At 73.1% G+C, this 13299-nt stretch carries 12 protein-coding genes; 7 read left to right on the forward strand and 5 right to left on the reverse strand.

Annotated elements, in window-relative coordinates; all coding sequences use genetic code 11:
* Window positions 1–595 precede the first annotated feature (595 nt).
* Together ACFWBY_RS33085 and ptsP are read left to right on the forward strand one after the other, a co-directional pair.
* Complete coding sequence (locus ACFWBY_RS33085) at window positions 596–1045, forward strand: PTS glucose transporter subunit IIA (protein ID WP_385343983.1); 450 nt, start codon at window positions 596–598, stop codon at window positions 1043–1045.
* A 73-nt stretch (window positions 1046–1118) separates the two neighbouring features.
* Window positions 1119–2789 carry a phosphoenolpyruvate--protein phosphotransferase gene (gene ptsP, locus ACFWBY_RS33090; protein WP_385343986.1) on the forward strand — a complete coding sequence of 557 codons (1671 nt, stop codon included), beginning with the start codon at window positions 1119–1121 and terminating at the stop codon, window positions 2787–2789.
* Between the two features lie 90 nt (window positions 2790–2879).
* On the opposite strand, the gene ACFWBY_RS33095 is transcribed toward ptsP, so the two are convergent.
* Window positions 2880–3794, reverse strand: coding sequence for a hypothetical protein (locus tag ACFWBY_RS33095; protein WP_385343989.1), 915 nt, complete (start codon window positions 3792–3794; stop codon window positions 2880–2882).
* A gap of 69 nt (window positions 3795–3863) precedes the next feature.
* A complete protein-coding gene (locus ACFWBY_RS33100; protein ID WP_385343992.1) occupies window positions 3864–5840 on the reverse strand; it encodes an acetoacetate--CoA ligase in 1977 nt (658 codons plus the stop codon).
* A 227-nt stretch (window positions 5841–6067) separates the two neighbouring features.
* Here ACFWBY_RS33100 and ACFWBY_RS33105 point away from each other — a divergent pair, with 227 nt between their 5' ends.
* Window positions 6068–8485 (forward strand): glycoside hydrolase family 31 protein, encoded by a 2418-nt coding sequence (locus tag ACFWBY_RS33105; RefSeq protein WP_385343995.1) that lies wholly within the window; start codon window positions 6068–6070, stop codon window positions 8483–8485.
* A gap of 245 nt (window positions 8486–8730) precedes the next feature.
* Here ACFWBY_RS33105 and ACFWBY_RS33110 read toward each other — a convergent pair whose 3' ends face one another.
* Window positions 8731–9240: an NUDIX domain-containing protein gene (locus ACFWBY_RS33110; RefSeq protein WP_385343998.1), complete on the reverse strand. Its 510-nt coding sequence runs from the start codon at window positions 9238–9240 to the stop codon at window positions 8731–8733.
* 29 nt (window positions 9241–9269) lie between these two features.
* Here ACFWBY_RS33110 and ACFWBY_RS33115 point away from each other — a divergent pair, with 29 nt between their 5' ends.
* The 4 genes from ACFWBY_RS33115 to ACFWBY_RS33130 all read left to right on the forward strand — a co-directional run bounded on the left by ACFWBY_RS33115 (window position 9270) and on the right by ACFWBY_RS33130 (window position 12005).
* Window positions 9270–9938, forward strand: coding sequence for a M15 family metallopeptidase (locus ACFWBY_RS33115; RefSeq protein ID WP_385344001.1), 669 nt, complete (start codon window positions 9270–9272; stop codon window positions 9936–9938).
* Window positions 9939–9951: 13 nt separating this feature from the next.
* Entirely contained in the window at window positions 9952–10290 is a 339-nt protein-coding gene (locus ACFWBY_RS33120) for an Mpo1-like protein (RefSeq protein ID WP_385344004.1), read from the forward strand.
* A gap of 63 nt (window positions 10291–10353) precedes the next feature.
* Complete coding sequence (locus tag ACFWBY_RS33125; RefSeq protein ID WP_385344007.1) at window positions 10354–10812, forward strand: Zn-ribbon domain-containing OB-fold protein; 459 nt, start codon at window positions 10354–10356, stop codon at window positions 10810–10812.
* The gene (locus tag ACFWBY_RS33130; RefSeq protein ID WP_385344010.1) at window positions 10809–12005 is read left to right on the forward strand and encodes a lipid-transfer protein; all 1197 of its coding nucleotides are present in this window, start codon (window positions 10809–10811) and stop codon (window positions 12003–12005) included. Before ACFWBY_RS33125 ends, ACFWBY_RS33130 begins: the two co-directional genes overlap by 4 nt.
* A 235-nt stretch (window positions 12006–12240) precedes the next feature.
* Here the strand turns inward: ACFWBY_RS33130 and ACFWBY_RS33135 are convergent, their stop codons facing one another.
* Complete coding sequence (locus ACFWBY_RS33135) at window positions 12241–12855, reverse strand: ATP/GTP-binding protein (RefSeq protein ID WP_385344012.1); 615 nt, start codon at window positions 12853–12855, stop codon at window positions 12241–12243.
* Window positions 12836–13294, reverse strand: a complete 459-nt coding sequence (locus ACFWBY_RS33140) for a DUF742 domain-containing protein (protein ID WP_385344015.1) — start codon at window positions 13292–13294, stop codon at window positions 12836–12838. Before ACFWBY_RS33140 ends, ACFWBY_RS33135 begins: the two co-directional genes overlap by 20 nt.
* Window positions 13295–13299 lie beyond the last annotated feature (5 nt).

Below are 13299 nucleotides of genomic sequence, written 5' to 3' on the forward strand. Positions count from 1 at the left end.
AAGGAACCTCATCCACCGAAATGGACGGGGTATCAACTTCTGGCGTTGATTTTTGGCACGCTGTTGAGTTCTCAAGGAACGGACGCTTCCTTTGTTCCCGTTTCCGGGCCCTCCGGGCGCTTCCTTCGTTCTTGCGTTTCCGACTCTATCAGAGCCGGTCTCGCTTGTTTTTCGCCTCCGAGGTTATTCGCTTTCGCGCTTTCCTTTTCGGCGATTCCGACTCTATCAGTCCTTTTCCGTCTCCCTGACCACTCTCCGTTTTGCCGAATGGGCACGCGGAAAAGCGTCGAGATCAAGATCTGCAATGAAGAGGAGGATGCCCGTCCATCAGCCGTTCGCGAGATGTTCACGCGGGGCTTCCTGGCGGGAGACACGACAGTACAGGCCCGCTAGTGCCCAGGCAAATCGGTTCAGGCGTATGGTCTAGTCCACTAGGTTGTCGTCCGACCCCCTCGGGACCTCCGTCCTGACCTCTGGACAAGAGGTGCAGTTCGGGCGGAACCGGGACGTCTCATGACTTACCCTTCTCAAAGTACGCCGTCCAGGACAGGTAGTGACGGCGACACGATGAAGCCCCACCCCTGGGAGGCCCCCCATGACCAGCGTGACGTCCCCAATCGCCGGGACCGCCATCGGACTCGCGGCAGTGCCCGATCCGGTGTTCTCCGGCGCGATGGTGGGACCCGGCACCGCTATCAAGCCCGTGCAGGAGCCCTCGGAGGCGGTGGCCCCCGTCGACGGTGTGGTCGTCTCCCTGCACCCGCACGCGTACGTCGTCGTCGACGACGAAGGACACGGTGTCCTCACGCACCTGGGCATCGACACCGTGCAGCTCAACGGCGAGGGCTTCGAGCTCCTCGTCAACAAGGGCGACACCGTGAGCCGCGGCCAGGCCGTCATCCGCTGGAACCCGGTCGCCGTCGAGGCCGCCGGCAAGTCTTCCGTCTGCCCCATCGTGGCGCTGGAGGCCTCCGCGGACTCCCTTTCCGATGTGGTCGACTCCGGAGACGTCAAGCCTTCGGACGTCCTCTTCAGCTGGCAGTGACGTGTCCGCCTCCATAGGCGAGTCGGACATCCATCGCGGCGGCGTGGCCGTCGCTCAATCGGAGACGGGTGAAATGGAGACAACGCTGCGAGGCGTCGGCGTGAGCCACGGTGTGGCGATCGGCGAGGTTCGGCACATGGGCACGGCGGTCCTCGAGCCGCCGGCGAAGCAGATCAACGCGGACGAGGCGGAGCGCGAGCAGGGGCGCGCCCGTCAGGCCGTGAAGGCTGTGTCGGCCGACCTGATCGCGCGCGGCCAGCTGGCCGGTGGCGAGGCTCAGCACGTGCTCGAGGCCCAGGCGATGATCGCCACGGATCCCGAGCTCATGACGGACGTCGACCGGCGGATCGCCGTCGGCAGTACCGCCGAGCGCGGTGTGTACGACGCGTTCTCCCACTACCGCGAGCTCCTCGCGGGGGCCGGCGAGTACATGGCCGGCCGCGTCGCCGACCTGGACGACGTGCGCAACCGCATCGTCGCGCGCCTGCTCGGCGTGCCGATGCCGGGCGTGCCGGACAGCGACGAGCCGTACGTGCTGATCGCGCGTGACCTCGCTCCCGCCGACACCGCTCTGCTCGACCCGGCGCTGGTCCTCGGTTTCGTGACCGAGGAAGGCGGACCGACCAGCCACAGCGCGATCCTCGCGCGGGCGCTGGGCGTGCCGGCCATCGTGGCGCTGCCGGGTGCCGGCGAAATCGCCGAGGGCACCCTGATCGCCGTCGACGGCAGCACGGGCGACCTGTTCGTGGACCCGTCCCCGGAGAAGCGGGCGGAGCTGGAGTCCGCGGCCGCCGAGCGCAAGGCCGCTCTCTCCGCTTCGTCCGGTCCGGGCGCGACGTCCGACGGTCACAAGGTGCCGCTGCTGGCCAACATCGGTGGTCCGGCGGACGTGCCGGCCGCCGTCGAGGCGGGGGCGGAGGGTGTGGGCCTGTTCCGCACCGAGTTCCTCTTCCTCGACGACAGCAAGAAGGCGCCGACCGAAGAGAAGCAGATCGAGTCGTACCGCAAGGTGCTCGAGGCCTTCCCCGAGGGGCGCGTGGTCGTACGTGTGCTGGACGCCGGCGCCGACAAGCCGCTCGACTTCCTGACCCCGGCCGACGAGCCGAACCCGGCCCTGGGTGTCCGTGGTCTGCGTTCGCTGCTCGACCACCCGGACGTGCTGCGCACGCAGCTCACCGCGCTGGCCAAGGCCGCGGAGGGGCTGCCGGTCCACCTCGAGGTCATGGCCCCGATGGTGGCCGACCGGACCGACGCCAAGGCCTTCGCGGACGCGTGCCGCGAGGCCGGTCTGCGGGCGAAGTTCGGCGCCATGGTGGAGATCCCCTCCGCCGCGCTCCGGGCGCGCTCGATCCTGCAGGAGGTCGAGTTCCTGTCGCTGGGCACCAATGACCTCGCGCAGTACGCCTTTGCCGCCGACCGCCAGGTCGGTGCCGTGTCACGGCTCCAGGACCCGTGGCAGCCCGCGCTGCTCGACCTGATCGCCATGTCGGCCGACGCGGCCAAGGCCGAGGGCAAGAGCTGCGGCGTCTGTGGCGAGGCCGCCTCCGACCCGCTGCTGGCCTGTGTGCTGACGGGTCTGGGTGTCACCTCCTTGTCGATGGGTGCCGCTTCCATTCCCTACGTGCGGGCGACGCTCGCCAAGCACACCTTCGCCCAGTGCGAGCGGGCGGCCGCCGCCGCGCGTGCCGCGGACAGCGCCGACGAGGCCCGGGTGGCCGCCCAGGCGGTGCTGTCCGGCGAGTAGCCTGACGGTGTCTTGTCGATCGGGGGGCCCTCGCCTGTGTGGCGAGGGCCCCCCGGCCGTTTCCGGACGCCGGTTCCCTGGCCGTCCGCGTCAGTGGTGGGGGCCTGGTTCGTCGACCTCGTAGCCGGGGCAGTACTCGACGCCCGGTTCGGGGGCCACGGGTTCGCCGGTGTCGGCGTCGGTGCAGTAGGCGTTGAAGACGGCTGCCGCCGAGAGGGGGACGAGGCGGCCCCGGTCCAGGCGCCAGCCGTGGACCCGGTCCCGAAGGCCCTCGGCGGTGCTGCGCAGGACCACTCCCCCGGGTCCCCCCAGCGCGAGGCCGGCGGCCAGGACGGTCACGAAATCGAGGCCTTGGCGGCCTTCGATCCGCGGCGGACCGGCCCCGGGAGCGTCGGCGTGCAGGATGGCCAGGAGCTGTTCGTCCTCGGCCGGGACGCTGCACACGAGGTGGTGGTGGCCCGGGCCGGCCCGGTCGACGAGGTGTTTGAGCGCGTCGGCGGCGCGCTCGAAGGAGGCCGTGCCGATGTCCTGTCCGCAGTCGGCGCAGCTGCCGATTCCGGCCAGGAGGGTGGTGGCGTACTCCCAGGTGGCTTGGCGGACGGCCTCGTCCACGAGGAGCGGGACGAGCTCGTCGACGGGCTGTCCGGTGTAGGGGAGTCCGCTGCCGCCGGCCAGGTCGGCGGTGAACCGGGTGCGGCCGCCGGAGGTGTCCGGATCGAGTCCCTGCCGGGCGCAGTACTCGGCGTAGTCCTCGGGGTCGAAGAGGGCGACGGTGGTGTGGATGCCCTGGGCCGCGAGCGAGCGGAGCAGGCGCTCGACGTGGTCGAGGTAGTCGCGGTGGTCGTCGAAGGCGAAGCTGCGGTACGCGCGCATGGCCGCGAAGTCCCCGGCGTCGGCCAGGAGGCCGACCGTGCTCGGGACTTCGCGGCGCAGCGTGCGGAGCCTGCTGGTGCGGGCGGGCCGTCCCGCCGTCGTTCCGGTCGTGCTGTCGTTCGAGTGTGGCATGGGGTCCCCCTGAGCGTGCGATCGCTTGCTCACTCAGAGTAATCATCACCACTGACAGTGGCCCCGGGGTCAGCTCCGGGTGCGGGCGAGCTCCTCGTAGAAGCTCAAGAGGTCCAGGTTGTCGACGGAGCCGGGGTTGACCGCCTTGGCCATGGGGGCGCCCTGGAGGAGACGCTTGACCGGGACCTCGATGCGCTTGCCGGTGAGGGTGTGCGGAATGCCCGGGACCTCGATGATCTCGTCCGGGACGTGCCGGGGGGAGAGCTGCTCGCGGATCGTCGCCTTGATCCGGCCACGGAGGTCCTCGTCGAGGACGGCACCCGGCGCGAGGTGGACGAAGAGCGGCATCCAGTAGCCGCCGTTCGCTTCTTCCAAGCCGATGACCAGGGATTCCTTGATCTCGGGGAGCCGTTCCACGGCTTCGTAGATGTCGGCCGAGCCCATGCGGACGCCCTGGCGGTTCAGGGTGGAGTCGGAGCGGCCGTGGATGACGACGGAGCCGTGGTCGGTGATCGTGATCCAGTCACCGTGGCGCCAGACGCCGGGGAACATCTCGAAGTAGCTGTCGCGGTAGCGGCTGCCGTCGGGGTCGTTCCAGAAGCGGATCGGCATGGACGGCATGGGGTTGGTGACGACGAGCTCGCCGACCTCGCCGGTGACGGGCTTGCCCGCGGGATCCCAGGCCTGGAGGTCCGTGCCCAGACAGGCGGCCTGGAGCTCGCCGATGTGCACCGGGAGGGTGGGGACGGCGCCGGCGAAGCAGCTGCAGACGTCGGTGCCGCCGCTGACCGAGGCGATCCAGAGGTCCTCGGCCACCTCGTCGTGCAGCCAGCGGAAGCCGTCCGGGGGCAGTGGGGAGCCGGTGGTGGCCACGCACTTCACGGAGGAGAGGTCGAAGTCGCGGGAGGGGTGGACCTCCGCCTTGCGGCAGGCCATCACATACGCGGCGGACGTGCCGTACAGGGTGGCCCGGGTCCGCTCCGCGATGCGCCACTGGGCACCGGTGTCGGGGAACCCGGGGCTGCCGTCGTAGAGCACGACGGTGGTTCCGGTGAGCAGGCCGGAGACGAGGAAGTTCCACATCATCCAGCCGGTGGAGGTGTACCAGAAGAACCGGTCCTCGGGGCCGAGGTCGCAGTGCAGGCCGATCTGCTTGAGGTGTTCGAGGAGGATGCCGCCCTGGGACTGGACGATGGCCTTGGGCAGGCCGGTCGTGCCGGAGGAGTAGAGGACCCAGAGGGGGTGGTCGAAGGGGACCGCCTCGAAGACGGGTTCGGTGTCCGCTGAGGTGAGGTCCGCCCAGGTGAGGGCGCCCGCGGGGGCCGGCGTGCCGAGGAGCGGGATGTGGACGACGGCGCGCAGGGAGGGGAGCTCCGCGCGCAGCTCGGCGACGGTGTCGCGGCGGTCGTGCTCCTTGCCGCCGTAGCGGTAGCCGTCGACGGTGAAGAGGACGACCGGCTCGACCTGCTGGAAGCGGTCCAGGACGCTGCGGGCGCCGAAGTCGGGGGCGCAGGAGGTCCAGACGGCGCCGACGGCGGCGGTGGCGAGGAGTGCGGTGACGGCCTCGGGGATGTTGGGGAGGTAGCCGCTGACCCGGTCGCCGGGGCGTACGCCCAGCGCGCGCAGTTCGGCGGCGAGCGCGCCGACCTGGCGGCGGAGCTCGGCCCAGGTGACGGGGGTGGGCTCGTGGGTCTCGTCCACGTGGAGCAGGGCCGCGTCGGCGGCGCGCGCGGGGTCCTCGGCGGCGCGCAGGGCGTGCTCGGCGTAGTTGAGGGTGGCGCCGGGGAACCAGCGGGCGCCGGGCATGGACCGGTCCGCGAGGACGGACTCGTAGGGGGTGGTGAAGCGTACGTCGAACCACTCGGCCACGGCCTGCCAGAAGGTGTCGAGCTCGTCGACGGACCAGCTGTGCAGGGCCGGGTAGCCGCCGTCGGCGGGGGCGCCGTGGTGTTCGGCGGCCCAGGCCTGGAAGGCGGTGATCCGGGCCGCGGCGATCCGGTCGGGGCCAGGCGCCCAGAGGGGCTCGGATGGAGTGGCTGCGGTCATGGGTGGGCTCCCGGTCACGTCTGCGGCTCGCGCTTCGTGGGCGTGTCGTGTGGTGTTCGTACGGTGCCACCGCGCGGGGGGTGTCCGCGCGGAGGCTCACAGGGACGATGCCATGTGATCGACATCCGCACCAGAGCCGCCATCGCCGGTCGGTTGTGATCCTTTTGCGAGTGAACGGCAGTTGAACGCCGCCTTCTGGGCCGGGTGCCGGTGGCAGGCTGGGCGCCATGGACGGTCGTGAGCTGGTGCGTGCGGTGCGGGACCTCGGCAGTGAGCGGGGGCGGCGCGCCTGGCGCTCGGCCTGGCGCAACCGGCGCGTGGACGCGGTGGGGCTCGCACCCCGGGGCGCGGAGCGGGCGCGGGTGCCGGGCCTGCTGACGGGTACGGAGCCCCGGCCGGGCGGCGGCGTGCTGCGGTTCACCCGCTCGGAGCTGCTGGTACGGGTCGGCGTGGGCGGGGCGGTGTTCTGGGGCTGGGACGGCGCCGCGCCCACGCCGTCCTACGCGGTGGCCGGCGACGGGCCCGGACCCGATCCGCGCGCCGTGCTGGAGCCGGACACCGGGGGCGGCTGGCGGGTGGTCTCCGAGCGGGTGACCGTGGCGGTGTCCCGGCACGGGGCCGTCGAGGTGCGCACGCCGGGCGGTGCGGTGCTGCGCCGGGAGCTGCCGCCGCGCTGGTGGGAGCCGGCGCCCCCGGAGGGGGGTCCCGCGGACCGGGCGGACGGCGGGCCGCAAGCGGCGGGGGCGCGGCCGGCGCGGTGGCTGCTGCGGAGCGAGGTGCCGGCGGACGCGCGGGTCTTCGGGCTCGGCGGGCGGGCGGCGGGGCCCCGCCTGGGGGACGGCTCGTACCGGCTGTGGAACACGGATCCCAAGGGCCAGGTCGGGCCGGGCGTGGACCCCCTGTACATCACCATGCCGGTGCAGCTGGTGGTCGCGGACGCGGGCACCCACCTGGTGTTCCACGACAACTCATGGGACGGGCGGGTGGTGTTGCGGGAGGGCGAGGAGGGCGCCGGCTCCGGAGCGGACCGGCCGGGGTCCTGCGAACTGCGCATGGAGGGCGGGCCCCTGCGGTGCTGGGTGCTGGTGGGTCCGCCGGCGCGCGTGCTGCAGGGCTGGTCGGGGCTGACCGGCGCGGCGGCCGTACCGCCGGAGTGGGCGCTCGGCTACCAGCACGCGCGGTGGGGGTTCGGGAGCGCCACCGAGGTACGCCGCATCGTGGCCGGGTACGCGGAGCGGGGGCTGCCGCTCTCGGCCCTCCACCTGGACATCGACCACTACGACGGCCACCGGGTCTTCACCGTGGACCGCGACGCCTTCCCCGACCTGCCGGGCCTCGCCGGGGAGCTGGCCGGGGCGGGGGTGCGGCTCATCTCGATCGTCGACCCGGCGGTCAAGGCGGGCGACGCGGTCCACACCTCGGGCCTGGCGGTCGGCGCGCACGGGGCCTTCGTACGGGACGGGGGAGGCCGCGAGGTCCGCGGCGAGGTGTGGCCGGGCGAGTGCGCGTACCCGGACTTCACCGATCCCGCGGCGCGGGAGTGGTGGGGCGGGCTGTACGCGGAGCGCCTCGCGCAGGGCTTCGCCGGCGTCTGGCACGACATGAACGAGCCGGTGTCCTTCGCCCCCTTCGGGGACCGGACGCTCCCCCGCTCCGCGCGGCACGTCCTGGACGGGGCGGGCGGGGACCACCGGGAGGCGCACAACGTGTACGCGCTCGGGATGGCGCGGGCGGGCTGGGAGGGCCTGGTACGACTGCGCCCGGACGAGCGGCCGTTCCTCTTCTCCCGCTCGGGGTGGGCGGGGATGCAGCGGTACGGGGGCACGTGGTCGGGGGACGTGGAGAGCAGTTGGGGCGGGCTGCGGGCCTCGCTGGCGCTGGTCCTGGGGCTGGGCCTGTGCGGGGTGCCGTACTCGGGGCCCGATGTGGGCGGGTTCTGGGGTTCGCCCTCTCCCGAGCTGTATCTGCGGTGGCTGCAGCTGGGCGCCTACCTGCCGTTGTTCCGGACCCATTCGGCGATCTGGGCGGGTCGGCGCGAGCCGTGGGAGTTCGGGCCGGACGCGACGGCGGCGGCGCGGGCGGTCCTCGCGGAACGGGAGCGGCTGCGGCCGTACTTCGTGACGCTGGCCCACCTCGCGCGGCGGACCGGAGCCCCCTACGTGCGGCCCCTGTGGTGGGGGGCGCCCGAGGACCGGGCGCTGCGGGACTGCGAGGACGCGTTCCTGCTGGGCGACGCGCTGCTGGTGGCTCCGGTGCTGGAGTGCGGGGCGGACCGGCGGGCGGTGCGCCTGCCCCGCGGACGCTGGTACGACACGGTGACGGGCGAGGCGTACGAGGGCCCGGGCCAGGTGCTGCTGGATGCTCCGGCGGACCGGATCCCCGTGCTGGCCCGGGCGGGCTCGCTGCTGCCGGTCCGGGCGCCGGACGGGTCGGTGGCGTTGGAGGTGTGGGCCCCGGCGCGGGGGTGCACGGGCGGCGGGGTGGTGATCCGCGACCCGGGTCCGGGTTTCGAGCCGGGCACGGTGGAGCGGTACGCGGTGCGGTGGTCGGGGGAGGCGGTGGTGGTGGAGGACGGGGCCGGGGAGCGGGTGGAGGCAGTGGTGGTGCGGGGGCTCGGGCCGTCGGGTCCGGTGCGCCGCGGGTGACGCCCGGGCCTTCTCTTTCGGATGTTGTCGCTCGGCAAGATCCGAAGAAGCCGGTCTAAGGGCTGTCCCGTAATCCCCGGTGGATCAGCGCGCGGCGTCAGATGCGGTGCCCCGCAAGGCGGAGGAGCGTCCGCACACCGGGCGTATTCGGGCGTTCCGACAACGCGGCGAGGTGCCGTAGCTGTCGTCGTGCGCCCGCCGGGGCTTGCGGGACAGCCCTTGGGGCAGGCGCCGCGGCGGACCGTTCACGCGTACCGGCCGCCGAACCACTCCCGCGCCACCTTCGTGTGCAGCGGGAACGCCAGCTCCTCCGGGCTGCGCAGGACGTGCCAGCCCGTCGTCTCGTCCGTGGCGGCGGAGGCGGGCAGGGCGGCGGCGGGGCGGGCCGGGAGGAGTCCGAAGACGAGCAGGTGGCCGGCCGGGGAGGTGTGGGCGTCGGCCAGGGTGACGTCGCGCGCGGGGGCGTGGATGCCCGTCTCCTCGCGGAGTTCGCGGACGACCGACTCGCGCCAGTCCTCGCCGAAGTCCATGAAGCCGCCGGGCAGGGCGACGCCGCCGGAGGCCGGTTCGATGGTGCGCGTGATGACCACCAGGCCTGTGCCCGCCTCGTCCTCGACGGGGAGGAGGGCGACCGCCACCGGGAGGGGGTTGCGGTAGGCGACGGCGCCGCACTCGGGGCACGCACGGGGCCAGTCGGCCGAATCGAACCGTGCTCCGCAGGTGGAGCAGTGCGAGTCCCTCAGGTGTGCCGGCATGCGGCGATGGTATGCCAAGGGGCATGCGGATGCTGGCTGTTGCGAGCTGTGTGGGAGCGCTGTTGAGCGGGGCCGCGGCCCCCGGATTCACGGCCTTGGCCCGGGTGGATCCGACGATCCGCCAGGACATGCGCTACGCCACGGACCACAACTTCACGGGCGCCGTCGTGGACGGCTACGAGGAGCCCGTCTGCCTGCTCTCCCGGCCCGCCGCCGAGGCGCTCCGGCGGGCGCAGCGCGAGGTGCTGCGGAGCGGGTACTCCCTCATGGTGTACGACTGCTACCGGCCGCAGCGGGCCGTGGACCGGTTCGTGCGGTGGGCCGGGGACGGGGCGGACCAGGGGACCAAGGCGGAGTTCTATCCCGCGGTGGAGAAGGACCGGCTGATCGCGGAGGGATACATCGCCGAGAGGTCCGGGCACAGCCGTGGGAGCACGGTCGACGTGACGCTCACGGACCTGCGCGGCGAACCCGTCGACATGGGGACGCCCTTCGACTTCTTCGATCCGCTCGCGCACACCGACGACCCCCGCGTCACGGGCCCCGCCCGCGATCACCGGGAGGTCCTGCGGGGGGCGCTGGGCGCCCAGGGGTTCGTGAACCTGCCCGAGGAGTGGTGGCACTTCACCTACCGGCCGGAGGCGTTCCCGGACACCTACTTCGACTTCCCCGTCTCTGTCGCGGCCGTCGGGCCGTGAGTACCGTGCCGGCATGACGTTCAGCTCGTACGAGGAATTCTGGCCCTACTACGTCGCCATGCACTCCCGCGCCGCCACCCGCTGGGTCCACCTCGCGGGAACCCTTACCGGTCTCGCGCTCGCCGCTTACGGGCTGGCGCGCGGCCGGCGGCGCTACGTCGCGGCACTGCCCCTCATCGGCTACGGCACCGCCTGGCCGGCGCACTTCCTGATCGAGGGGAACAACCCGGCCACCTTCGGGAATCCGGGGTGGTCGCTGCGCGGGGACGCGCAGATGATCCGGATGATGCTGGCCGGCCGGGACGCGGAACTGGGCGAGATCGCGCGCAAGTGGCTCGCCGAGAACGGGTGACCGGTGGCGCCTTCCCGTGACAGACTCCTGACGGTTCGTCAGATTCTGCTTTCGGGAGGGGTCTTGGAACGCACACGCACACCCGTCGTCGACGGGTGGTTCACCGGGGACGGCACGGAGGGCGGCTTCCGCCTGCTCGGCACCCGGTGCTCCGCCTGCGCCGCCGTGTTCTTCCCGCGCGAGGACGCGTACTGCCGCAATCCGCACTGCCCGGGCGGCGGCGAGATCACCGAGACGCCGCTGTCCCCGCGCGGCCGGGTCTGGTCCTACACCGACGGGCGGTACCGGCCGCCGGCCCCGTACGTGTCCGACCCGGACGCGCCCTGGAGCCCGTACACCCTGGTCGCCGTGGAGCTGGAGGCCGAGGGCATGGTCGTGCTCGGGCAGGCCGCTCCCGGGGTGGGCGTCGCCGATCTGGCGGTCGGGATGGAGGTCGAGGTCGTGCCCGGCGTGCTGAACGAGGACGCCGCCGGCACCACGTGGACGACCTGGCACTTCCGGCCCGTGGAGGCGGGCCGATGAGCGCCGCGACCGACGTCGCCGTCCTCGGCGCCGGCATGCACCCGTGGGGCAAGTGGGGCCGCAGCTTCGTCGAGTACGGGCGCGCCGCCGCCCGGGCCGCGCTCGCCGACGCGGGGCTCCGGTGGACGGACGTGCAGTCCGTCGTCGGGGCCGACACCGTGCGGTCGGGCTACCCGGGCTACGTGGCCGGGGCGACCTTCGCCCGGGCCCTCGGCTGGCAGGGGGCCCGCGTGACCAGCGTCTACGCGGCCTGCGCGTCCGGCGCCCAGGCCGTCGGGACGGCCCGCGCGCAGATCCTGGCCGGGCTGGCCGACGTCGTGCTGGTGGTCGGGGCGGACGCGGCCCCCAAGGGGTTCTTCGCCCCCGCGGGCGGGGACCGGCCGGACGACCCGGACTGGCTGCGCTTCCGGGTGCTGGGGGCCACGAACCCGGCGTACTTCGCCCTGTACGCCCGCCGCCGCATGGCCCTCTACGGGGACACCGGTGAGGACTTCGCGCAGGTCAAGGTGAAGAACGCGGCGGCTGGGCTGCTGAACCCGAACGCCCGCTACCGCAAGGCCGTGACGGCCGAGGAGGTCGCCGCCTCGGCGGTCGTGGCCGATCCGCTGCGGCTGCTCGACATCTGCGCCACCTCCGACGGCGGCGCGGCGCTCGTTCTGAGCAGCATGGACTTCGCGCGCTCGCGCGGGATCGCGGACCCGGTGCGGATCCGGGCCGTGTCCACGGTGACGCCCACCTATCCCCGTACGGTCCTGGACCTGCCGGACATCGCCACGGACTCGGTGACGGCCGCGGCGCCCGCGCCCGGCTCCTTCCGGTCCTCGATCGCGCGGGCCGCCTACGAGGAGGCGGGGCTGGGCCCGGACGACCTCTCGCTCGCCGAGGTGTACGACCTGTCCACCTCGCTGGAGCTGGAGTGGTACGAGGACATCGGCCTGTGCGGCGAGGGTGAGGGCGCCAAGCTCGTACGGGAGGGCGCGACCGCGCTCGGCGGCCGGATCCCCGTCAACACCAGCGGCGGGCTGGCCTCCTTCGGGGAGGCGGTGCCGGCGCAGGCCATCGCGCAGGTGTGCGAGCTGACGTGGCAGCTGCGGGGGACGGCGGGCGAGCGGCAGGTGCCGGGCGCGCGGGCCGGGATCACCGCGAACCAGGGGCTGTTCGGCCACGGGTCGGCGGTCGTCGCCGTCCGGTAGCGCGTGCGGTGGCACCGCCAGGCGGACGGTGCCACCGGCCGCGTGCCGGGCGGGCGCGCGAGGGCGGACCCGCTGAACAGCCGCTGTTGTCCGAACGCTTGACGACCCCCCGCGGCGGGTTCACACTCGCTCCACGGTCCCGCTCGCCCGACCCGGGACCCCCACAACCCCCCATGAGAGCTGCGGCCCGTACCCCAGTCGGCGGGGGTACGGGCCGCCTCCATGCCGGTGCCCGCTACGGGCTCCCCCGACGGGCGCGGGACAGGGTCATGGCGTGCTCCACGACCCCCACCAGGACGTCCTTGACCAGCTCGCGGTCCCGCGCGTCGCACAGCAGCACCGGGACCTCGGCGGCGAGGTCGAGTGCCTCGCGCACCGAGGTCACGGGGTGCCGGTCGGCGCCGTCGAAGCAGTTCACCGCGACGACGAAGGGGATCTCGCGCCGTTCGAAGTAGTCGATGGCGGCGAAGCAGTCGGCGAGGCGGCGGGTGTCCGCGAGGACCACGGCCCCGAGCGAGCCCTGGGCCAGCTCGTCCCACAGGAACCAGAACCGGTCCTGGCCGGGCGTGCCGAACAGGTACAGCACCAGGTCCTCGCGCAGCGTGATGCGCCCGAAGTCCATGGCCACGGTCGTGGTGCTCTTGCCCTCGACCCCCCCGGTGTCGTCGACCGCGCGCCCCGGCTCGGAAAGGCGTTCCTCCGTCCGGAGCGGTCTGATCTCGCTCACCGCACTGACCAGGGTGGTCTTGCCCACCCCGAAGCCGCCCGCGACCAGGATCTTCAAGGTCAGCGGCTCGACCGGCGACACGGCATGCATGGCGCCGGTGCGGCTAGAGCGCCCGAAGGCCATCGATCACCTCACGCAGTATGGATTCATCGGGCAGTTCGGCCGGGGGTACCGGCCGGGTCACGTGGACCAGTTCGTCGGCGGCGAGGTCGCCGATCAGGACGCGTACGACGCCGATGGCGAGGTCGAGGTCCGCCGCGAGTTCCGCGACGGACTGGGGACGTTCCCGGCACAGCCCGAGGATGTGGGCGTGTTCCGGGGACAGCGTCGCGTCCCAGACCGGGTCGTCGGCCGCGGACTCCGCGACCACGAGCGCGATCAGGTCGAGCCGGTGCTGGCCGGCGTGGCTGGTTCGGCCGCGGGTCATCGCGTACGGGCGTACGACGGGACCCGCTTCGTCGTCGAACCACTGGTCTCCGGCCGCGGCGGGCGCCTGCGCAGGGCTCCCGCCGGCGACCGCGCCGGGGATGCGGGCGGGGTGGTCCTGGCCTGGATCGCTCATGCCGT

Origin of the sequence: Streptomyces sp. NPDC060049 (assembly GCF_042736715.1) — a bacterium.
Classification (GTDB): domain Bacteria; phylum Actinomycetota; class Actinomycetes; order Streptomycetales; family Streptomycetaceae; genus Streptomyces.

Coding starts and splice junctions, on each gene's coding strand:
- ACFWBY_RS33085 (WP_385343983.1), top strand. CDS start 596: ATGACCAGCGTGACGTCCCCAATCGCCGGGACCGCCATCGGACTCGCG.
- ptsP (WP_385343986.1), top strand. CDS start 1,119: ATGGAGACAACGCTGCGAGGCGTCGGCGTGAGCCACGGTGTGGCGATC.
- ACFWBY_RS33095 (WP_385343989.1), bottom strand. CDS start 3,794: ATGCCACACTCGAACGACAGCACGACCGGAACGACGGCGGGACGGCCC.
- ACFWBY_RS33100 (WP_385343992.1), bottom strand. CDS start 5,840: ATGACCGCAGCCACTCCATCCGAGCCCCTCTGGGCGCCTGGCCCCGAC.
- ACFWBY_RS33105 (WP_385343995.1), top strand. CDS start 6,068: ATGGACGGTCGTGAGCTGGTGCGTGCGGTGCGGGACCTCGGCAGTGAG.
- ACFWBY_RS33110 (WP_385343998.1), bottom strand. CDS start 9,240: ATGCCGGCACACCTGAGGGACTCGCACTGCTCCACCTGCGGAGCACGG.
- ACFWBY_RS33115 (WP_385344001.1), top strand. CDS start 9,270: ATGCTGGCTGTTGCGAGCTGTGTGGGAGCGCTGTTGAGCGGGGCCGCG.
- ACFWBY_RS33120 (WP_385344004.1), top strand. CDS start 9,952: ATGACGTTCAGCTCGTACGAGGAATTCTGGCCCTACTACGTCGCCATG.
- ACFWBY_RS33130 (WP_385344010.1), top strand. CDS start 10,809: ATGAGCGCCGCGACCGACGTCGCCGTCCTCGGCGCCGGCATGCACCCG.
- ACFWBY_RS33135 (WP_385344012.1), bottom strand. CDS start 12,855: ATGGCCTTCGGGCGCTCTAGCCGCACCGGCGCCATGCATGCCGTGTCG.
- ACFWBY_RS33140 (WP_385344015.1), bottom strand. CDS start 13,294: ATGAGCGATCCAGGCCAGGACCACCCCGCCCGCATCCCCGGCGCGGTC.